Origin of the sequence: Micrococcus sp. KRD077, from assembly GCF_017168505.1 — a bacterium.
GTDB lineage: Bacteria > Actinomycetota > Actinomycetes > Actinomycetales > Micrococcaceae > Micrococcus > Micrococcus luteus.
The window spans coordinates 73,338-93,879 of sequence record NZ_JABFAZ010000041.1; the positions used below are offsets into that span (position 1 = coordinate 73,338).

The following is a 20,542-nucleotide window of genomic DNA, read 5'->3' on the forward strand; positions in this document are numbered from 1 at the left end:
GGCGGCGGGCGTGCCCGGGGTGGCGGGCCCCGTCATCGGGTGCCGTTCAGCACGCGCACCTGCTCGCCGGCGTCCACGCCGTCCACGACGGCGAGGCCGTCGGCGGAGCCGAGGACGGTGACGGTGCGGTCCTCCGCGGCGCCGTCCCGGACCACCGTGACCGTCGCGGCGCCGTCTGGCTGGGTGCGCAGGGCGGACACGGGGACCACGGGCCCGGAGACGGGCGGGACCACGCTGACCTGGGAGAGCAGGGAGGTGGTGGCGTCGGCGGGCAGGGTGTCGCAGTCCTCGCCGCAGACCACGCCGCCGTCCGGGGCGGTGAGGGTGATGCGGATCAGGCCCTGCTCGTCGGAGGTGGACTCGCCGGCGACGGCCTTCCATTCGTGTTCGCCGTGGGGCACGGTGACCTGGGTGCCGGCCGGGATGAGGGCGGCCTGCTCCTGGTTGACCTCGAGGGCGAAGTCCGGTTGGTCGCCGGGGCGGGCCACCACGTTCTCGCCGCCGGCGAGGGTGGTGCCGACGGCGGTGGTCTTCGCGTCCACGCTGAGGGGCGCGGGGAGGGCGTCGAGGACCACGAGCTGGCCGAGCTCCACGGTGTCCGCGGCGGGGTAGCCGCGTTCGGTGAGCCAGTCGTCCCAGGCGTCCGCGGTGGCCTCGTCCCACGTGCCGGTGGCCTCCACCTTCGCGCCGGTGGCGGCGAGCATGCGCTGGAACGCGGCGACGTCGTCGCCGGAAGTGCCCTCCCCGAGAGGGCGCCACTGGGGAAGCTCGCCCTGGAGGACGAGCACGGGCTTCTGGGCGACGGCGTACAGCACCTCCCCGGCAGCCACCTCGCCGGACTCTCCGGCCCGGGTGACGACGCCGGTCAGCGCGTTCACCGCCGCCGGCGTCTGCTCGCGCGACACGGAGACGCCGAGGGTGATGACGCGGCCGAGCTCCTGCTCGGCGACGGTGACGAGGGCGCTCGCGGCCGGACGCTGCTCGGCCTGAGCCGGAGGGGTGAGCGTGACCCGGCCGGCCCAGAAGGCGAGCGCGGCGACGGCCACGAGCGCAAGGACGAGGGCGGCCCAGCGGGCGGGGCGATTCATCCGGATGACCCCCAGAAGACATCCTGCGGCGGAAGCTCCGGGCATGTCTGCGCGACCTCGGCCTGGCGTTCTGCCGACACGCCCCTCATGCTGTCCGCGAAGGGCCACCACTGGTGGCGGCCTGGAGTGTAGAACGCGGAGACGAATGCCTCTTTGGAGGGGCGCGCGGAGGTGTCGACCGTGTAGCCGTAGGCCTCGAGACACGGGATGAGGTATTGGTCCCAGTAGTCATAGACGAGGCGGAGCTGCGGATCGGTCCAGTCCTGGGTGTAGCTCGGATCCACCGGGTGCTGTGCGTAGCAGGTCACGTAGGCCGCCTCGAAAGCAGACCTCTGGGACTCAGGTGGGGTGTCGATCTGAATTCCCCCGGTCGGACCGACCGAGTTCGGCCACCCGGCCTCGGCCAGGCATGTGGACACCATGCGGTCCGACTCGAGGGACGTGGCGTACCACCCGGAGCGCTCCACCTGAGGCGGCGCGGGCATTCCCGCCCCCTGAGCGTGCCGCGCGACTTGCTCACGGTAGGCGCGCTCCTTCTCCGCCTCCGTCGTCAGGAGGGGTTCGATCCTCTCGGTGGGAACCCACTGCGAGGCGTCCCAGGTCTTCTCGGCCGTCGCGGTGGGGGGAGCGGCGACCGTGGATGAACCGCCGAGGCCCGCAGACTCCCGACCGACGCAGCCGGTGAGGGTCAGGGCGACGGCCGCCACCAGGGCGGCCGTCGCAGGAATGCGTAATGAAGTCATCGGTGCCGGCGAGTCAGTACGGGTAGTAGCAGTAGCCGTAGGTGCCCGACAGGAGGAGTCCTGCGCTGCAGTCCTGCCGACCGGAGTCCGTCAGCGCCTGCGCTGGCACCGCACCGGAGACGGCCAACGGTCCAGCGACGGCCACGCCGGCACCGACCTTAGAAATCCGCTGCTTCATACCCATGTCGCTCCTCCTTATGGTTCACGCTCAGTCGTGATCTGCGTCACACTCTATGAAGGTGCTCGCCCTGTGTCCAGAGAATTCTCGGTCGGTCCACAGACGTGCCCCACCAGGGAGTCAAGAGGGTCCTGCGCGTGACGGATGCGCAATCTCAGGGGACGAATGAGCGCGGCCACACCGGCAGGGGTGGCCCGACGATCGGGTTTCGATACTCCCGTCACCGCCGCGCGCCCTAGCCCCGTACACCTCCGGCTCCGGAGAGGTGCGGGCTCGTGAAACTCACCGGCACCTGGATCGAGAAGGTCATCGGGTGGTCCCGTGTCGCAGCGACGCCAGCGGCCAGTGGCTGGGCGCCGGCGCCATCCAGCCCCGGCCTCAGCGGGCGTCCTCGCGCGCGGCGGGCGCGCCGTCGTCGTCCTGCTCCTCCGCCTGTTCCCCGCCCTGGAACTGGCTCCTGTACAGCCGGAAGTACGCGCCGCGAGCGGCCAGCAGCTGATCGTGCGAGCCCTGCTCCACGATGTCGCCGTCCTCCATCACGAGGATGACGTCCGCGTCCCGGATGGTGGAGAGGCGGTGGGCGATCACGAAGCTCGTGCGGTCCGAGCGCAGCGCCGCCATCGCGCCCTGGACCAGCACCTCGGTGCGGGTGTCCACGGAGGAGGTGGCCTCGTCCAGGATCAGGAGCGAGGGCTGGGCCAGGAACGCACGGGCGATGGTGATGAGCTGCCGCTCGCCCGCGGACACGTTGGCGGCGTCCTGCTCGATCACGGTGTCGTAGCCGTCGGGCAGGGTGTGCACGAAACGGTCCACGTAGGTGGCCTTCGCCGCCGCGACGACCTCCTCGTCCGTGGCGTCGAGTCGGCCGTAGCGGATGTTCTCCCGGATGGTCCCGCCGAAGAGCACGGCGTCCTGGAGCACCATGCCGGTGGCGGCGCGCAGCTCGCCGCGGCTGACCGTGCGGGTGTCCACGCCGTCCAGCAGGATCCGCCCGCCGTCCACCTCGTAGAACCGCATGATCAGGTTGACCAGGGTGGTCTTGCCGGCACCGGTCGGCCCGACGATCGCGACCGTCTGCCCCGGCTCCGCCACGAAGTTCAGGTCCGTGATGAGCGGCTTCTCCGGCGTGTAGGAGAAGCGCACATGCTCGAACTCCACGCGACCGCGCAGCGGGCGCGGGAGGTGGGCGACGCCGTCGGGCCCGGGGATGGCGGAGGGCGCCGTTTCCCGAACGAAAGCGCTCTCGGAGGGCGCCGTTTCCCAAACGAAAGTGCCGTCGGGGGTGCGGGCGGGGGTGCCGTGGTGCGGGCGGGGGTGCCGTCGGGGGTCTCCTCCGGCTCGTCGAGGAGCTCGAAGATGCGCTCGGCCGACGCCACGCCGGAGATCAGCATGTTGGACATGCCGGCGATCTGCCCAAGCGGCTGGTTGAACTCGCGCGAGTACTGGATGAACGCGGTCACGGCGCCGAGGGTCATCTGCCCGTTGGCCACGCGCAGGCCGCCGACCACCGCGATGCCCACGTAGCCCAGCCAGTTCACCCACTGCATGATCGGCATGATCATCCCCGAGTAGAACTGCGCCGTGAACGCGGCCTCGTACAGCTCCTCGTTGCGCTCGTCGAAGCGCGCGGCCATGTCCCGCTGACGGCCGAACACGGTCACCAGCTCGTGCCCCGTGAACGACTCCTCGATGTGCCCGTTGAGCCGGCCCGTCTCCCGCCACTGCGCGGAGAAGAGCGCCTGGGACTTCTTGCCGATCACGCCCACCACCACACCGGCCACCGGCAGGGCGACCAGGGCGATGAGCGCGAGCTGCCAGGACAGCCAGAACATCATGCCGACGATGCCGATCACGGTCAGCACCGAGTACACGAGCGAGGCGAACGCCTGCTGGAGGGCCTGCTGGACGTTGTCCACGTCGTTGGTGGCGCGGGAGAGCAGGTCGCCGCGCTGCCCGCGGTCGAAGTAACTCAGCGGCAGCCGGTTGATCTTGGCCTCGATCTCCTCGCGCAGGCGGAAGACGATGCGCATGACGATGTCATTGAGCACGCGGCCCTGCAGCCACATGAAGGTCTGCGCCACCAGGTACATGCCCAGGACGATGAGGATCAGCCGGCCCAGCTCGGTGAAGTCGATCCCCTCGCCCGGCGTGAACGCCATGCCGGAGAGCATCTCTGCGGCCTGGTCCTCGCCCTGGGCGCGCAGCCCGTCGATGACCTGCTCGCGGCTCAGCCCGCCGGGCATCTGCGCGGAGACCACGCCGCCGAAGATCACGTCCATCGCCCGGCCCAGGACGTGCGGGGCCCACACGTTGAGCACGACGGCGACCAGCACCATCAGCGCGACCACCACCAGGCCCAGCTTCTCCGTGCGGAACAGGCTCATGAGCCGCTTCGCGGACGGCCAGAACGCCTTGGCCTTGCGGGCCGGCCCGCCGCCCCAGTCGTCGGTGGCGCCCTGCTCCTGGATCTCGAGGATCTCCTCGTCCGTCGGGTGCTCGCTCATGCCACGTCCTCCGCGGTCAGCTGGGAGTCCACGATCTCCCGGTAGGTCTGGTTGTCCGCCAGCAGCTCGGCGTGGGTGCCGCGGCCGACCACGCGGCCCTCGTCCAGCACGATGATCTGGTCGGCGTCGGTGATGGTGGCCACCCGCTGGGCGACGACGATCCGAGTCACCCCGGCCGCCGCGCGGTCGAGCGCCGCCCGCAGCCGCGCGTCGGTGGTGACGTCCAGCGCGGAGAACGAGTCGTCGAACACGAGGATCCGCGGCTCGGCCACGAGGGCACGCGCGATGGACAGGCGCTGGCGCTGGCCACCGGAGACGTCCGTGCCGCCCTGGGAGAGGCGCGAGTCCAGACCGGAGGCCGCCGTCTCTGCCTTGCCGGTGGTGCGGGCGCGCACGAAGTCGGCGGCCTGGGCCGTCTCGAGGGCCGCCCAGATGCGCTCGTCCGAGGCGTCCGGGGCCCCGAACTGCATGTTTTCCCGCACGGTGCCCGAGAACAGGTACGGCTTCTGCGGCACGAGGGCCACGGCCTCGGTCAGCTCGGCCCGGGCCAGGTCGGTCACCGGCACACCGTCCACGAGCACCTCGCCGGACGTCGCGTCGTACAGCCGCGGCAGCAGGCTGATCAGCGTGGACTTGCCGGAGCCGGTCGAGCCGATGATCGCCGTCGTGGTGCCGGGGGCGACGGCGAAGCTGACGTCGTCGAGCACCGGCGCCTCGGCGCCGGGGTACTGGAAGGTGACGTGGCGCAGCTCCACGGCGCCGTCGCGACGCGCGGGGGTCACCGGGCGGACCGGCTCAGCGAGCGTGGGGACGGTGTCCAGGACCTCGCCGATGCGGCGGGCGGAGATCACGGCGCGCGGGAGCATCATCATCATGAAGGTGCCCATCATCACCGCCATGAGGATCTGCAGCAGGTACTGCATGAACGCGGTGAGCGCGCCGACCTGCACGAGCCCCGCGTCCACGCGCTCGCCGCCGAACCACAGGACGGCGGCGGTGGCGAGGTGGAGGATCATCGTGATGACCGGGCCGAGCAGCACGAACAGCCGGCCGATCCGCACGGACGTCTCCGTCAGGGCGGCGTTGGCGTCCGTGAACCGGCGTGTCTCGTGGCGCTCGCGCACGAACGCGCGGACCACGCGGATGCCCTGGATCTGCTCGCGCATCACGCCGTTGACGTCGTCGATGTTGTCCTGCATCCGCTGGAACAGCGGCATGAGACGGGCGACGATCCACGCCACGATCACCAGCAGCACCGGCACGGAGACCCACACGAGCCAGGACAGGCCCGGGTCCTCGCGGATGGCCATGATGATGCCGCCGACCGCCATGATCGGCACGGCCACCATGAAGTTCAGGGCCATGAGGGTGAGCATCTGGACCTGGTTGACGTCGTTGGTGCCGCGCGTGATGAGGGTCGCGGCGCCGAAGCGGCCGAGCTCCTCCGCGGAGAACGCGTCCACGCGGGTGTAGACGGCGCGGCGCAGGTCCCGGCCGACGCCCATCGAGGCCTTCGCCCCGAACCACACGGCGGCGATCGCGGCGACCACCTGCACCAGCGCGACGCCGAGCATCACGAGGCCGATGTCCCAGATGCGGGCGGTGTCACCGCGGGCTACGCCCTCGTCGATGATGCGGGCGTTGAGGCTGGGCAGGTACAGCATGGCCAGCGTGCTGATCAGCTGCAGCACGACGACGGCCGCGACGGCGCCGCGATAGCGCCGGCCGTGACGGCGGAGCAGGGTCCAGAGCATGGGGCTCCCAGGGAGTCGGGATGGGCGCGCGGCCGCGTGGGGCCGCAGTGAGGTGGGCCGACGTGGGCCGGGTTCATTGTGCCCCAGCCGCGGGCGAGGAGGTCGGGCAGCAGCCGTCGTCGTCGGACGCCGCGGGCGCACCCCGGACAGCCGGCTGCCGAACCACCCGCTGGCGGACCCGCACGAGGACTGAGCGACGCCAGACGGGGGGCGTGAGCCAGACGTTTCCGCTGCTGAGGGTCCCTCAGAACAGCACGAACATCTGGCTCACGCCCCCGGAACGCCTGGCTCAGCGCCCGAAGAGCCTCGCGAAGAACCCTGCGGCCCCGGCACGGCCCGCGCGGGCTGCGTCGCGCTCGGCATCAGAGTGACGGCCATCGCACCACTGCGCCGCGGGGACGACGGCCTTGACGGACTCGACGTGCCGGCCGCATCCGGCCCAGGTGGCCCTGCGGCAGACGCGGCAGCGCGCAGGACGGCACATGAGGGATCCTTTCGGCGAGGGGGCTTCGGGGTGGCCGGTCAGGCCAGGGTCATGAAGAGCTTCTCGAGCTCGGCGACGGTGAGCTTCTCCTCGTCCTCCGCCTTCTCGGGGTCGGCGAGGCAATACTGCATGGCCGCAGAGACGATCGCGAAGCCGGCGCGATCCAGCGCGGTGGAGACGGCGGAGAGCTGCGTGACCACGTCCTTGCAGCGACCCTCGCCCTCGACCTCGCGGATCACGGCGTCCAGCTGGCCGCGGGCCCGCTTGAGGCGGTTGAGGATCTTGCGCTGGGTCTCGGCGTCGGCGGTGCGCACGGCGACCTCCTTTGTCACGGTGGCGGGGAGGGGAATCATATCCCCAGGGGTATCCGGCGACGTCGCCGGAGGTCACACGAGGAGACCGATGAGTTCCCGGACGAGGATCACCAGGCCCATGGCCAGCACGAACCAGCCGAAGCCCTTCTTCAGCGCCTTCTCCGGGACCCGCTTCACGAGCGGAACGCCGATCAGCCCGCCGACCACGGCCACACCGGTGACCCACAGCAGCAGGTCCCACGGCAGCGTCACGCTGGTCAGGTAGCCGCCGAGGCCCGCGAAGGACTTCATGGCGATCACCAGCAGGGACGTGCCCACCGCGGCGGACATCGGCAGGCCGCCGAGCAGCACGAGCGCGGGGACCACGAGGAACCCGCCGCCGGCGCCGATGATGCCCGTGACGAAGCCGACGACGACGCCCTCCAGCAGGATCTTCCCGAGCGGGTGGCGGCGGGGCTCGACGTCAGCCGAGGCCTCCACTGAGGGGGCGGCCGCCGGCTGCGTCTTCTTGGGCCGGATCATGGCCCACGCCGTGAAGAGCATCATCACCGCGAAGGCGATCAGCAGCAGGGTCCCCGGCAGGAAGCCGCCGACGACGCCGCCCAGGAGGGCACCCACCATCGAGGCCGCGCCGAAGATCAGGCCGGTGCGCCACCGGACGGTGCCGTGCCGCGAGTGCAGCAGCACTGAGACCAGCGAGGTCACACCCACCACGAACAGGGAGCCCGCGATGGCCTGCTTCGGCTCGAGGCCGGCCACGTACGTCAGCAGGGGCACCATCAGGATCGACCCGCCGCCACCCATGAGGCCGAGCAGCAGGCCGACCACGAGGGCCAGGGCGAGGACGATCCACATCACGGGTCAGCTCCGCTTCCCCGCGCCGGTGGGGATGCGGCCGATCACGTCGCCCGCGGAGCGCTCCTGCGCGGGGCGGTTCCACGGCATCTTGGCCAGCACGGACGCCATGGCGCACGTGTTGGACACGGCGGAGAAGGACAGGCCCGCGCCGATCGCGGCGGGGATGAGGCCGAACCGCTTCGAGCCGACCTGGGAGGCCACGGCCCCGACCAGCGCGATGGACCCGGCGGTCATGCGGACCTGACGGTCCATGGACCAGCGGTTGCCGCTGCGGACGACCTCGCCGCCGGCCTCGGCGTAGGCGGAGATGCCGCCCTGCAGGACGCGCGCGGAGGTGAAGCCGGCCTGGGCCAGACGGTCCTGGGCGGTGCCGGCCCGGCTGCCGGACTGGCAGACGAGCACCGCGGTGCCGTCCAGGCGGGCGGCGACCTCGTCCGCGTGCTCCTGGAGCAGGTCCAGCGGCACGTTGTAGGAGCCGGCGATGTGCTCGGTCTCGAACTCGCCGGGGGTGCGCACGTCCAGCACGACGGCGTCGGGGCGGGCGGCCAGCTCGGCCTTCAGGTCGCGCGGGGCGACGGGGGACAGGGTGACGCTCATGGGAGGGGCTCCTCGGGGTTGGTCTGGGGGTGTGTCAGGACTGCTGCCAGGCGGCGTAGCTGCCCTCGAGCTCGATCACGTCGAACCCGGCGCGGCGCAGCGCCTGGGCGGCCACGATGTTGCGCAGGCCGGACTGGCAGAAGGTCACCAGGGTCTTGTCCTTCGGCAGCTCCTCCTGGTGGAAGAGCACCTTGCCGGCGTTCAGCTGCCGGGCGTCCGCCACGGTGCCGTGGGAGAACTCGGTCTTGTTGCGCACGTCCACCAGCACGGTGTCCTGCTCCGCGCCGACCTCGCCGGCCTCGATGCGGGACCGCAGCTCGTCGGCCTGCACGGTGGGCACCGGCTCCAACGTGAGGCCGTCCACGGAGGTGGTGAACGCGGCGGCGGCGTCGACGCCCACGCGGATCATGTGGTCGCGCATCGTGTGCGCGTCCTCGCGGTCCTCGGCGAGCAGGACGAGGGCGGCGTCGTCGCTCTCCGGGTCGTAGGCCCAGCCGGCGTGCGTGGCGACCTTGCCGCGGGACGGAAAGGCCAGCGCGCCCGGCACGGTGCCGGCGAGGATCTCGTCCACACCGCGGGTGTCCGCGAACACGGCGCCCTCGGCGAGCGTCGCCTGCACGCCCCCGGCGTCCAGCTCCTCGAGCTCGGGCAGCTCGCCCAGGATGGCTGGCCCCTGCTTGTTCTGGCGCTTCATGCGGGCGAAGTAGGCGTGGGCGTCGGGCTGGCCGTCGAGCAGCTCGTCGATGAAGCCCTGCTCGTCGTCGTTCTTCAGGTAGTCGGACCACCACGCGTACTTGCGCTCGTAGCCGACCGTGGTGGAGGGCAGCGCGCCGAGTGCCTTGCCGCAGGCGGAGCCGGCGCCGTGGGCCGGGAACACCTGCACGTGGTCCGGGAGGGTCAGGAACTTCGCCTTGAGGGAGGCGAAGAGCTGCTGGGCGCCCTCAAAGCGGGTGTCGACGCCGCCGGCGGCCTCGTCCAGCAGGTCCGGGCGGCCGAGGTCGCCGGAGAACACGAAGTCGCCGGTGAGCATGTAGCCCGGGGCGTCCGCGAAGGCGCCGTCGGTGACGAGGAAGGACAGGTGCTCGGGGGTGTGGCCCGGGGTGTGCACGGCCTCGACGGTGATGTTGCCGAGCGTCACCGTGTCGCCGTCCTTGAGGAGGTTGCCCTCGAAGCCGTAGGCCCAGTCCTCGCCGCCCTCGCCGGACAGGTGGATCTGGGCGCCGGTGGCGTGGGCCAGCTCGCGGGTGCCGGAGAGGTAGTCCGCGTGGATGTGGGTCTCGGTCACGTGGGTGATGGTCATGCCGTTCTTGGCGGCCAGGTCCAGGTACACCTGGATGTCGCGGCGGGGGTCCACCACCATCGCCTCGTTCTTCGCCTGGCAGCCGATCACGTAGCTGGCCTGGGCGAGGTCCTCGTCGTAGATGCGCTCGAGCAGCATGGTTCTCCTCCGGGTCGGGGGGTCTCGATGTCCATCCGATACCCCCTGGGGTATGTCGAGAACGAGCGTAAGGTATACCCCCAGGGGTATGCAAGAGAGAGGGTGAGCCCGGGCGGCGACGGGGAGGGACGGCACGATCAGGAGACGTCGGCAGGGGGCGTGAGCCAGATGATTTCGCTGCGGATCGGGCGTCAGAACTACAGAAACGTCTGGCTCACGCGGCAGGGGGCGTGAGCCAGATGATTCCGCTGCGAATCGAGCGTCAGAACGACAGAAACGTCTGGCTCGCGCGGCGGGGGGCGTGAGCCAGACGTTTCTGCTGCGGATCGGGCGTCAGAACTGCAGAAACGTCTGGCTCAGCGCCCGGGGTCCTCAGAGCAGGGGACGCAGTGGTACCAGCAGGGCCTCGACCACGCGGGCGAGGCCGTGACGGTCCTCCCAGCGCGGGGTGTCGATCCGGACGGCCCGCTGGGCGTCGAGAGCGAAGATCTCCTCCATCCGGGCGGCGAAGTCGCGGTCCACGACCACCACGTTGGACTCGTAGTTGAAGCCCAGGGAGAGGCGGTCGACGTTGGCCGAGCCCACGGTGGACCAGATGCCGTCCACGGTGGCGGTCTTCGCGTGGATCATGCTGGCCCTGTACAGCAGGATCGTGATGCCGGCCTCGAGCATCTTCCCGAAGAAGCCGCGCGAGGCCCAGTCCGCCACGATGTGGTTGGAGTCCTCCGGCACCATCACCTGCACGTCCACCCCGCGCCGGGCCGCGTGCAGCAGCGCCTCGAGGACCTGCTGGTCCGGGATGAAGTACGGCGTGTTGATGAGGATGCGGTGCTGCGCCCGCTGGATGGCGTCGAGGTAGCTCAGCCGGATCGGGTAGACCAGGAGCGGCGGCTGGTTCGCGGCCACGGTGACGCGCGGGTCCCACGTGTCCGGGGGGCGCCAGGACATCTGCTCGCCCGCGCGGTGGTGGGCGTTCCACTTGATGGAGATCGACTGGCCCAGCGCCCACACCGCCGGGCCGCGCTCACGCACGTGGGTGTCCCGCCACAGGCGGGCGTAGTCGTCGCCGATGTTGAAGCCGCCGGCGAAGCCGACCTCGTCGTCCACCACCATGATCTTCGAGTGGTTGAACCCGCTGTGCCGGACCACGCCTCGCCAGATCGGGCGGGCGAAGGCCGGCAGCCGGAACACGTGGATGCGCGGGTCCAGCTGACGGTAGAAGCGGGGCGGGACCACGAGGTTCCCGAACCCGTCGTAGGAGACGTAGACCTCCACGCCGCGCGCGGCCGCCCGGTTGAAGGCGTCCATGAACCGCTGGCCCGTGGGGTCGCCCTTCCAGATGAAGGTCTCGAACTTGATGATCCGCTGCGCTCCGTCGATCGCGGCGATCATCTCCTTGTAGAGGTCCTCACCCGAGGTGAAGATGCGCAGCTCGGAGCCCTCCACGTGGGCGTCGAACACGCCGGGGTTCGGCGCGGGTCGGCGCACTCGGCCGCCGCGCTTGACCATGTCCACGCCGGTGAGCCCGGCGGCGACCGTCAGCGGCAGTCCCACGAGACCGACGCCCGCGGCCACGGCCGCTCCCCGGAGGAGACGACGGACCGGCAGGCGGGACAGGGACGGCAGGGACGGTCGACGCATTCGCTCAGTCTACTCAGGGCCCCGTCAGCGCGGATCGGTCGAGCGGCGCATCTCGGTCCAGGCCGCGCTCACCTCGGAGCGCATGCGCACGAGTTCGATCGCCGTCTCCTGCAGCCTCCGGGCGCTCTCGCTCTCGGGGATGTACTGCCGCACCCGCTGGGCCTGGTCCTCCGCGGAGACGTCCACCATGACGGCGATCGAGTGCGCCACCAGGCGGGACTCCGCCCCGGTGCGTCGGCTCGCGTAGACGCGCAGCGCCACATGCATGGACCGCTCCGTGGTGTTCACCAGGAGGGCCTCCACGCGCACGAGGTCGCCCACGTGGATGTTCCGCACGAAGCGCACACCGCCGCCGAACACCGCGACCACGGATTCATGTCCGGTCCAGCGGGCGGCGCAGACGGCGGCCGCCTCGTCCACCCAGCGCAGGATCGCGCCCGCGTTGATGGTGCCGCCCACGGTGGCCTCCGCGTTGGGGGCCAGGAACGCGAGGGTGCTCATCTCCTCGGGGGCCTCCCCGGGCGCGGGGAACGGCAGTCGGGCCATGCCGCGCTCGACGGCGCGGCGGGCCACGGTGGAGCGGCGGGCCTGTTCGTCGCGCTCGATCTGGCCGGGGGTCGAGGGCTCCCAGACCGGCACGGTCACGGGCACCCCGCCCTCCTCCGCGGCGTAGACCACGAGGGACGAGGTGGCGACCACGGGGTCGCCGTCGTCGTCGCGGATCTCCGGCAGCAGCAGGCGGGTCTGGACGTGCACCTCGGCGCCGTCCGTGTGGACCACGCGCGCCTGCACCACAGCGCGGCGGTCCACCGGCACGGGGTGCCGGAACTGGGTGTGCCCCACGTAGCGGGCACGCACGAACGTCCCGGCCCAACTCGCCGCGACGGCGTAGCCGGCCTTCTCGATCCAGGAGATGACGGTGCCGGCGTCCACCAGGCCGGTGGGATGATCGAAGCTGTCCGCCCGGAATTCGAGGGCGAGGGCTCCGGGGGGTCTCATGCCGTCGAACGTATCACCCGAGTCCGGGCCCTGTGCGGCCGGTCACGCCCCGTCCAGGAGTCTGCGGGGAACCTCCCGGCCGCGCCCCAGGCGGGTCCGCGCACGGGGGACAATGGACCCATGACCGCCTTCGACCGTCTCCCCCTGCCCGCGGAGCCCCAGACCCCGCACGACCGCCTGCGCCGCCGCACCGAGGCCGCCGTCGCCGAGCGCGGGGAGGCCGCCGTCGCCGGGCTGGCGGTGCGCCTGATGACCGGCGCGGCCACTCCCGATGACGTCACCTCGGGCGCCGCCCGCGCCCTCACCGGCGACGACGGCGACCTCAGCCCCGCCGCGACCGGCGCCCTGGCCCTGATGCACGCGTGGCACCGCAGCGCGCTGCCCGCCCTGACCGGGGCGCTCACCGCCCCCGAGGCGGACGTCCGCTCGGCGGCCCACCTCGTGCTCGCCTCCCGCGCCGGCTCGCTGCGCCGCGACGCCGCCGTCGACCGCACCCTCGTGGACGCGGTGCGGGCCGGCTGTGCCGACCCGGACCCGGAGGTCCGCGCGTCGGCCGCGTCCGCACTGGGTGCCCTCGCCCGCCCCGAGGACCTCGAGTCCGCCCTGCCCGTGCTCACCGGCATGGTGATGGACGTGGACGCGGACCTGGCCGCGGCCGCCGAGCTGGCCCTCGAGCAGCTCGCGATCCGCCTGGACCGGCCCGGCCTGCGGGTCAGCCTCGAGGGCTGAGGCGACGCCCGTGCAGTGCCCCCACTTCGACGTCGGCGAGTGCCGTTCCTGCCCACTGATGGGCGTGCCGTACGCCCGGCAGCTCGCGGACAAGCAGGCCGCGGTGCTGGCCGCCCTGGCGGACGCGGTCGACGCGGACACGGTCGTGGCCGAGCCGTTCGCCTCCGCGGAGGCCGGATTCCGGAACAAGGCGAAGCTCGTGGTCACGGGGTCGGCGGCGGCGCCGCGGCTGGGCATCCTGGACCCGCGCCAGCACCCCCGGCATCACGACGGCGCCGGCGTGGACCTGCGCGACTGCGGCCTGTACGAGGCCGGCATGGAAGGCGTGTTCGACGCGTGCGCGGCGGCGGTGACGGCGGCCGGGCTGGAGCCCTACGACGTCGCCGCCCGCACGGGCGAGCTGAAGAACGTGATCGTGACGCTCTCCCCCGACCGGGAGGCGATGGTCCGGTTCGTGCTGCGCTCCGCCGACCGGCTGGACGCGCTGCGCGCGGCGGTGCCGGGGCTGCTGGATGACCTCGCGGCGCGCGGGACACCCGCCGCCGTGGTGAGCGCGAACCTGCTGCCCGAGCACGTGGCCCTGCCCGAGGGCGACGAGGAGATCGTGCTCGCCGGCGGGCCGACGCTGACCATGCGGCTCAACGGGGTGGGCCTGCGGCTGCGCCCGCAGGGGTTCTTCCAGACGAACACCGCGGTGACCGAGGGGCTGTACGCGACGGCGGCGGCGTGGGTCGCCGAGGCCGGCCTGCCGGCGGCGGCGTGGGACCTGTACTGCGGGGTGGGCGGGTTCGCGTTCCACCTGGCCCGGGCCGGCGTGCGGGACGTGTGGGGCATGGAGTCCTCCGCCGAGGCGGTGGCCGCGGCCCGGGAGACGGCCGCGGAGCTCGGCCTGGCCGACCGGGTGCGCTTCTCCGCCGGCGACGCCACCTCCGCGCTTTCGTTCGAGAAACGGCGGGCTCCGGAGGCGCTTTCGTTCGAGAAACGGCGGTCCCGCCCGGACGCCGTCGTCGTGAATCCGCCGCGGCGGGGCATCGGCGCCGAGCTGGCCGACGCGCTGGAGGACTCGGGCGCGCCCACCGTGCTGTACTCGAGCTGCAACCCGACGACGCTGGCACAGGACCTGGCCCGGATGCCGAGCTATCGGGTGGCGCGGGTGCAGTTGTTCGACATGTTCCCTCAGACCCTGCACGCGGAGGTGCTCACACTGCTGACCCGGCGGTGACGGGGGCCGGGGCGCGTCACCGCGGGCTCCCCGCCCGGCGGTTCCGCTTCTTCAACTCGACGAAGACCTGCAGCAGCGTCAGAGCCGACGGCGCGAGCGCGGGTTGCGTGAGCACGAGCGGTTGCGCACGGGTCAACCCGCCACCCTGCAACGGCCGTCCCGAGTCCCACCGGTTGGCCTTGCGCAGACCACCCTCGTTCCACAGCCGCTCGTCCACCTTGAGCGCCACCTTCATCGTGTGCTCCGACTCTGGCGCCACAGCACGGACTTCCTTCACGTCCGCCCAGTCCACGGACCAGTCCCGCGTCCACACCCGTCGCTCATCGAACGTGACATGCCGAGGCCGGAACAGACCCATCGTCGCGGCGGGAAGCACCGCCAACGCCAGCGCCAACCCGATGAACGACGCCACACGCCACACCCCGAACCCGGCCGAGACATCCTCCGGCGGCCGGAAGATCACCCACACGAACACCGCGATGCACACCACGACGATCAGCCACAGGAGCAACCACCGCGACGGACGCACCCGCGCCTGCACCGGCAGACTCGCCAGGATCTCCTCCCGCGTCGCCTTCTTCCGCAACCGCGTCGGCTTCGCATCCATCACTTGCTCATCATCCAGTTCATGAGCCCTTCGCCCCCCGGCCATCTCCGCCGAGTGTGTCCTGCTCGTTCCCGGGCCACGCTTCCGGCGCGCGGGGGCACACGTCCGCCCCGTCGGCACGACCCTATTCCCGGAACCCACCGCGCCGCAGCGACATCACCGCAGCTGAGAACCGCTGTGATGTCGCTGCGGTGCGGTCGGCCGGAACGACGGCGCGCTCGCTGCGGTGACCATCGCCGCGGCACTCCCCGTGCGGCCCCACTTCCCCGCCCGTAGGCTGGTTCCCATGTCGCAGACGCTCACCCCCGCCGCTCCGCAGGACCTGAACGCCCGCCGTCACCGGCTCCGCCGCTACCGCGCCGTCATCTTCGACATGGACGGGGTCATCACGGACACCGCCGGCGTGCACGCGCAGGCGTGGAAGGAGCTCTTCGACGGGGCGCTGCCCGCCGTGGGCGCGCTGCCCGCCAACGCCGCCGTCGTCGCCGCGGACCCGGACGTGCTGCGTCCCTTCGACGCCGCCGCCGACTACCTGCACCACGTGGACGGGCGCCCCCGCGAGGACGGGGTCCGCACGTTCTTCGCCTCCCGCGGCCTGAGGGTGCCGGAGGCCGACGCCCCCGAGGCGGACGCCGCCCCGGAGCTGACCGTCCTCGCCCTCGCCGAGCGCAAGCAGGGCTACTTCGAGCAGGTCCTCGAGCGCGACGGCGTCCGCGTGTTCCCGGAGGCCCAGGACCTCCTCGAGCGGCTGCGGGCCAAGGGTGTGCCGGTCGCACTGGTCACCAGCTCCAAGAACTCCCGCGCCGTGCTCACGGCCGGCGGCGTGCTGGACTTCTTCCCCGTGATCGTGGACGGGAACACCGCCGTCGAGCGCGGTCTGCCGGGCAAGCCGGACCCGGCGATGTTCTGGGAGGCCGCCCGCGAGCTGGGCGTCGACGTCGCGGACGCGATGGTCCTCGAGGACGCCGTCTCCGGTGTGAAGGCCGCCGCGGACGGCCGCTTCGGCCTCGTGATCGGCGTGGACCGCGAACCCGAGCTCGGCAAGGGCCGGCTCAAGGCGGCCGGCGCCCACCTGGTGGTCCAGGACTACGGGACCCTGCATCTGGAGGACCGCACCACCACCCCGTTCGACCCCGCGTGGGTGCTGCGCTGGGACCACTTCGACCCGGCCTCCGAGGGCACCCGCGAGGTCCTGTCCACCCTGGCCAACGGGTACTGGGGCACCCGCGGCGCCGTGCCCGGCACGCGCATCTCCTCCGTCCACTACCCCGGCACCTACATGGCCGGGGTGTTCAACCGGCTGACCTCGATGGTCCAGGGCCGGGTCGTGGAGACCGAGCACATGGTCAACATCCAGGACTGGACCCCGCTCGTGGTGACCCCGCGCCACGGCCGCCCGCTGCTGCCGGGTGAGGAGAACCTCGTGGAGTACGGCCAGGAGATGGACCTGCGCCGCGGCGTGCTCTCCCGCACCATGACCTTCGAGGACGAGCAGGGCCGGCGCACCACGGTCCACACCCGACAGTTCACCTCGCTGGCCAACCGGCACCTCGCCGCGATCGAGCTGACCGTCGTGGCGGAGAACTGGTCCGGGGACCTCACGGTGCGCTCGAAGATCGAGGGCCGCGTGGCCAACCTCAACGTCTCCGACGACCGCACCCTCGCCAACCAGCACCTCGAGCCGGTCCAGGCCCGGGAGATCGACGGCGAGACCGTCCTGCTCGAGACCGCCACCAACCAGTCCGGCATCCACGTGGCCGTGGCCACCCGCACCCGCCAGGTGGCGCCGGTGGGCCACCACGAGCCCATCCGCCGCCCCGTGGACGGCTCGGACCTGGTGGTCGGCCAGGACATCCTCCTCCACGTGGACGAGGGCGTGCCGCTCGTGCTGGAGAAGGTCGCCGCCGTCGCCACGAGCCACGACCACGCCAGCGCCTCCGTGTGGGAGTCGGCGGTGAAGGACGCCCAGCGCGCCCAGAACTTCCGCAACCTGCTGACCCTGCACGAGCAGCGCTGGGGCACCAACTGGGACCGGTTCTCCGTGCGCATCGACCTGGCCGAGCCGTACCGGCACCACCGCCGCTCCACGGCGGCGGAGACCGGCGGCGAGTACGCGCCGCCCGTCGTCGCCGCCGGCCACTCGGCCCCGGTGGGGTCGGCGGTCCCGATGGGCAAGGACGGCGCGTCGCTGCGCCAGCAGCTCGCGCTGAACCTGCACACGTTCCACGTGCTCCAGACGGCCTACGGCCGCCGCCGGGACCTGGACGCCTCCGTGGGGGCGCGCGGCCTGCACGGCGAGGGCTACCGCGGCCACATCTTCTGGGACGAGATCTACGTCTACCCCATGCTCACGCTGCGCCGCCCCGAGATCACCCGCGGCCTGCTGATGTACCGCTACCGGCGTCTCAACGAGGCCCGCGCCAACGCCCAGGCCGCGGGCTGGGCCGGCGCCATGTACCCGTGGCAGTCCGGCGCGGACGGCTCCGAGGAGACGCCCACCGAGCTGTGGAACCCGCGCTCGCGCATGTGGATGCCGGACAACTCCCACAACCAGCGGCACGTCTCCCTGGACATCGCCTACTCGGTGCTGCGGTACATCGAGATCACGAAGGACACGTCCTTCATCTCGGACTACGGCGCGGAGATGCTCGTGGAGATCTCCCGGTTCTTCATGTCCATGACCCTGCACAACGCCGTCACGGACCGCTACGAGATCCACGGCGTCATGGGCCCGGACGAGTTCCACGACGGCTATCCCGAGACCCCCGGCTCCGGCCTGCGCAACAACGCGTACACGAACGTGCTGACCTCGTGGGTGCTCGCGGAGACCGCCCGCCTGGTCCGCTGGCTGGACACGATCGACGACGGCCTGCCCGAGCTCATGGAGATCTCCGAGGAGGAGATCGAGCGCTGGGAGGAGGTCAGCACCCGCCTGACCGTGCCGTTCTTCGAGGAGGGCGAGGAGGCCGGCATCCTCGCCCAGTTCGAGGGCTACCAGGACCTGCTCGAGTTCGACTGGGAGGCCTACCGCGCCAAGTACGGGAACATCGGCCGCATGGACCTGATCCTGCAGGCCGAGGGCGACGCCACCAACCGGTACAAGCTCTCCAAGCAGGCCGACACCCTCATGCTCGGCTACCTGTTCTCCTCCGAGGAGCTGGACCGGATCCTGCGCCGCATGGGCTACGAGCTGCCGCAGGAGGCGTTCGAGCGGATGGTCACGTACTACGAGGCCCGCTCGACGCACGGTTCCACGCTCTCCCGCCTGGTGCACGCGTGGGTGGCGGCCCGCACGGACCCGGACCGCTCGTGGGACCTGTTCACGGAGGCCCTCGAGTCGGACCTCTCGGACACGCAGGGCGGCACCACCAAGGAGGGCATCCACCTGGGCCTGATGGCGGGCACCGTGGACACGGTGATCCGCTGCTACGCGGGCCTCGAGACGCGCGACGACGTCGTCCGGCTGCACCCCCGCATGCCCGCCCAGCTGCCCGGCGCCCGCTTCACCATCCGGTTCCGCCAGCAGCCCGTGGTCATCCACATGACCCAGCGGGAGGTGACGGTGGCCGCGGGCGAGGGCATGTGGCACGACGTGCCGATGATCATCGCCGGCCGCGAGCACACCCTCTCCCCCGGCGAGAAGCTGACGGTCCCGCTGGACTGAGGGCCGCCGTCGTCGGCCACCCCACCCCGTCCCTTTGGGGGCGAAAGTGGGCGGTATCCCGCGCGGATACCGCCCACTTTCGCCCCCGGACGCGGGAGGACGCGGGAGGACACGGGAGGACGCGGCTGCCGCCCCGGCTCAGCGCAGCGGCAGCTCGGCGCGGACCACCCAGCAGCCGCCCAGCGGGCCGGCCGTGAGGGTGCCGCCGAACACGGCCACGCGCTCGCGCATGCCGGCCAGGCCGAAGCCGCTGGCCATCGCGACCACCACGCGGTCGCGGCGGGGCTCGCCCTCGTCCATGGGGCTGGCGATGCACAGCACGAGGCGGTCCGCGCCCTCGAGCTGCGAGGTCAGGCGCACCGTGCCGCGGCGCGGGGCGTGCTTGAGGATGTTCGTCACCGACTCCTGCACCACACGCAGCACGGTCAGCTCCAGGGAGCGCGGCAGCTCGTCCAGCTCGGTCAGCGAGCGCTCGACCGCGAACCCGGCCGCGTGCAGCTGGGCCTCGAACTCGTCGAGGCGGGCCGGCAGGTCCACGACGGCGTCCCCCTCCGCCGTCTGCGCGTTGCGGGAGGAGCCGCGCAGCGCGGTGAGCATGCGGCGCAGGTCCACGAGGGACTGCCGGGCGGCCTCCTCGATGGCCTTCTCCGCGGCGGCCCGTTTGTCCGGGTCCCTCTGGGTGGGCAGCATGGCGGCCTGCATCGAGATCACGGTGAGCCCGTGCGCGACGACGTCGTGCAGCTCCGCCGCGATCCGCTGCCGCTCGGCCTCCGCGGCGCAGGCGGCGGCCTCCTCGGCCCGGCGCAGGGCCGCCTCGCGGTCCCGGGCCCGATGCCGGGATCGGCGGATCATGAAGGCCGGCACCGCCACGCACAGCGCGACGATGAGCGTGATGACCATGACGCCCTTGAGGCAGTCCTCGTCCGCCCACGTGCCGTCGGTGAGGACCTCGCCCGCGACGGTGAGCAGGATGAGGGCGCCCAGGGCGAACCAGACGAACACCCGGTGCGAGTACCGCGTCACCATGGCCGCGCCCAGGACGACCCCGCCACTGAACGCCTGCGGGGTGAGGTGCGCGTGGTCCGCCTCCACGAGGCCCACCAGACCGAACGTGCACCCGAGCAGTACGAACACCGCCGCGAGGGTGGGCTGCCACCCGAACAGCAGCGTGACCAGCACGCTCGCCAGGAACAGGACCCAGCGCAGGAGCGGCTCCCGCCCCTCACCCGTCAGCCCGCCGTCCTCCTCGAGGATGCCCGCGAGTTCGGGGTCGGCGCTCAGCCCGGCGGCCACCGTGGGCCCCAGCATCAGGGTGAGGATCTCCCCCAGCACCATGAGCCCGACGATCACGTAGAGGACGATCCGCGTGTGCCGGGAGACGGGTTCCGTGCGCAGGATCGCCGGCAGGCGGGAGCCCAGGGGAGACTCGGCAGGCGGGGGCGACGTCGCCGTCGTCGTCCGAGCCGGGGCGGGCGCCGCGATGCTCATCCGATGTCCACGAGGCCCGCGCGGGCGGCGCGGATGAGGATCTGCACGCGGTCACGGACCTGCCACTTGTCCAGGACCTTGCCGATGTGGGACTTCACCGTGGCCTCCGCGAGGAACAGGGCGCCGGCGATCTCCGCGTTGGAGGCGCCCTTGGCGAGCTCGCGGACCACGTCCAGCTCGCGCTCGGTGAGGCGCTCGTGCGGGGCGAGGGGCTCGGCCGGGCAGGGGGCGGTG

The 20,542-nt window shown here is 72.0% G+C and carries 16 protein-coding genes and 1 pseudogene; 3 read left to right on the forward strand and 14 right to left on the reverse strand.

Annotated features, from left to right (window positions below):
• Positions 1 to 32: 32 nt before the first annotated feature.
• From J1M39_RS10420 to J1M39_RS10470, 11 genes and pseudogenes are all read right to left on the reverse strand, one after another.
• Positions 33 to 1,088, reverse strand: a complete 1,056-nt coding sequence (locus tag J1M39_RS10420; RefSeq protein ID WP_020621740.1) for a hypothetical protein — start codon at positions 1,086 to 1,088, stop codon at positions 33 to 35.
• Positions 1,085 to 1,795 carry a hypothetical protein gene (locus tag J1M39_RS10425; RefSeq protein WP_020621741.1) on the reverse strand — a complete coding sequence of 237 codons (711 nt, stop codon included), beginning with the start codon at positions 1,793 to 1,795 and terminating at the stop codon, positions 1,085 to 1,087. Before J1M39_RS10425 ends, J1M39_RS10420 begins: the two co-directional genes overlap by 4 nt.
• 49 nt (positions 1,796 to 1,844) lie before the next feature.
• A complete protein-coding gene (locus tag J1M39_RS10430) occupies positions 1,845 to 2,015 on the reverse strand; it encodes a hypothetical protein (protein ID WP_020621742.1) in 171 nt (56 codons plus the stop codon).
• Between the two features lie 372 nt (positions 2,016 to 2,387).
• Positions 2,388 to 4,513: pseudogene (locus tag J1M39_RS10435) on the reverse strand (ABC transporter ATP-binding protein).
• Entirely contained in the window at positions 4,510 to 6,267 is a 1,758-nt protein-coding gene (locus J1M39_RS10440; RefSeq protein WP_036384543.1) for an ABC transporter ATP-binding protein, read from the reverse strand. Before J1M39_RS10440 ends, J1M39_RS10435 begins: the two are co-directional and overlap by 4 nt.
• Before the next feature lie 522 nt (positions 6,268 to 6,789).
• The gene (locus J1M39_RS10445; protein ID WP_036384544.1) at positions 6,790 to 7,065 is read right to left on the reverse strand and encodes a metal-sensitive transcriptional regulator; all 276 of its coding nucleotides are present in this window, start codon (positions 7,063 to 7,065) and stop codon (positions 6,790 to 6,792) included.
• A 72-nt stretch (positions 7,066 to 7,137) separates the two neighbouring features.
• Positions 7,138 to 7,920 carry a sulfite exporter TauE/SafE family protein gene (locus J1M39_RS10450; protein ID WP_081339249.1) on the reverse strand — a complete coding sequence of 261 codons (783 nt, stop codon included), beginning with the start codon at positions 7,918 to 7,920 and terminating at the stop codon, positions 7,138 to 7,140.
• Positions 7,921 to 7,926: 6 nt separating this feature from the next.
• Positions 7,927 to 8,520, reverse strand: a complete 594-nt coding sequence (locus J1M39_RS10455) for a rhodanese-like domain-containing protein (protein WP_052007121.1) — start codon at positions 8,518 to 8,520, stop codon at positions 7,927 to 7,929.
• 34 nt (positions 8,521 to 8,554) lie between these two features.
• Positions 8,555 to 9,958, reverse strand: a complete 1,404-nt coding sequence (locus J1M39_RS10460) for an MBL fold metallo-hydrolase (protein WP_036384546.1) — start codon at positions 9,956 to 9,958, stop codon at positions 8,555 to 8,557.
• A 372-nt stretch (positions 9,959 to 10,330) separates the two neighbouring features.
• Complete coding sequence (locus J1M39_RS10465; protein WP_036316196.1) at positions 10,331 to 11,599, reverse strand: phospholipase D-like domain-containing protein; 1,269 nt, start codon at positions 11,597 to 11,599, stop codon at positions 10,331 to 10,333.
• 24 nt (positions 11,600 to 11,623) lie between these two features.
• Positions 11,624 to 12,598, reverse strand: coding sequence for an acyl-CoA thioesterase (locus tag J1M39_RS10470; protein ID WP_095346802.1), 975 nt, complete (start codon positions 12,596 to 12,598; stop codon positions 11,624 to 11,626).
• A gap of 120 nt (positions 12,599 to 12,718) precedes the next feature.
• On the opposite strand from J1M39_RS10470, the gene J1M39_RS10475 reads away from it, so the two are divergent.
• A complete protein-coding gene (locus J1M39_RS10475; protein ID WP_020628173.1) occupies positions 12,719 to 13,327 on the forward strand; it encodes a HEAT repeat domain-containing protein in 609 nt (202 codons plus the stop codon).
• Between the two features lie 10 nt (positions 13,328 to 13,337).
• Entirely contained in the window at positions 13,338 to 14,549 is a 1,212-nt protein-coding gene (gene rlmC, locus J1M39_RS10480) for a 23S rRNA (uracil(747)-C(5))-methyltransferase RlmC (RefSeq protein WP_095346800.1), read from the forward strand.
• Positions 14,550 to 14,565: 16 nt separating this feature from the next.
• Here rlmC and J1M39_RS10485 read toward each other — a convergent pair whose 3' ends face one another.
• Entirely contained in the window at positions 14,566 to 15,156 is a 591-nt protein-coding gene (locus J1M39_RS10485; protein ID WP_036339378.1) for a hypothetical protein, read from the reverse strand.
• Between the two features lie 286 nt (positions 15,157 to 15,442).
• Here J1M39_RS10485 and J1M39_RS10490 point away from each other — a divergent pair, with 286 nt between their 5' ends.
• Positions 15,443 to 18,820, forward strand: coding sequence for a beta-phosphoglucomutase family hydrolase (locus J1M39_RS10490; RefSeq protein ID WP_036339360.1), 3,378 nt, complete (start codon positions 15,443 to 15,445; stop codon positions 18,818 to 18,820).
• A 138-nt stretch (positions 18,821 to 18,958) separates the two neighbouring features.
• Here J1M39_RS10490 and J1M39_RS10495 read toward each other — a convergent pair whose 3' ends face one another.
• Positions 18,959 to 20,308: a sensor histidine kinase gene (locus tag J1M39_RS10495; RefSeq protein ID WP_113914248.1), complete on the reverse strand. Its 1,350-nt coding sequence runs from the start codon at positions 20,306 to 20,308 to the stop codon at positions 18,959 to 18,961.
• The coding region (locus tag J1M39_RS10500) for a helix-turn-helix domain-containing protein (protein ID WP_206496758.1) at positions 20,305 to 20,542 on the reverse strand (238 nt) is incomplete at its 5' end. The genes J1M39_RS10500 and J1M39_RS10495, both read right to left, overlap by 4 nt.

Coding starts and splice junctions, on each gene's coding strand:
- J1M39_RS10420 (WP_020621740.1), bottom strand. CDS start 1,088: ATGAATCGCCCCGCCCGCTGGGCCGCCCTCGTCCTTGCGCTCGTGGCC.
- J1M39_RS10430 (WP_020621742.1), bottom strand. CDS start 2,015: ATGGGTATGAAGCAGCGGATTTCTAAGGTCGGTGCCGGCGTGGCCGTC.
- J1M39_RS10440 (WP_036384543.1), bottom strand. CDS start 6,267: ATGCTCTGGACCCTGCTCCGCCGTCACGGCCGGCGCTATCGCGGCGCC.
- J1M39_RS10450 (WP_081339249.1), bottom strand. CDS start 7,920: ATGTGGATCGTCCTCGCCCTGGCCCTCGTGGTCGGCCTGCTGCTCGGC.
- J1M39_RS10455 (WP_052007121.1), bottom strand. CDS start 8,520: ATGAGCGTCACCCTGTCCCCCGTCGCCCCGCGCGACCTGAAGGCCGAG.
- J1M39_RS10460 (WP_036384546.1), bottom strand. CDS start 9,958: ATGCTGCTCGAGCGCATCTACGACGAGGACCTCGCCCAGGCCAGCTAC.
- J1M39_RS10465 (WP_036316196.1), bottom strand. CDS start 11,599: ATGCGTCGACCGTCCCTGCCGTCCCTGTCCCGCCTGCCGGTCCGTCGT.
- J1M39_RS10470 (WP_095346802.1), bottom strand. CDS start 12,598: ATGAGACCCCCCGGAGCCCTCGCCCTCGAATTCCGGGCGGACAGCTTC.
- J1M39_RS10475 (WP_020628173.1), top strand. CDS start 12,719: ATGACCGCCTTCGACCGTCTCCCCCTGCCCGCGGAGCCCCAGACCCCG.
- J1M39_RS10485 (WP_036339378.1), bottom strand. CDS start 15,156: ATGGATGCGAAGCCGACGCGGTTGCGGAAGAAGGCGACGCGGGAGGAG.
- J1M39_RS10490 (WP_036339360.1), top strand. CDS start 15,443: ATGTCGCAGACGCTCACCCCCGCCGCTCCGCAGGACCTGAACGCCCGC.
- J1M39_RS10495 (WP_113914248.1), bottom strand. CDS start 20,308: ATGAGCATCGCGGCGCCCGCCCCGGCTCGGACGACGACGGCGACGTCG.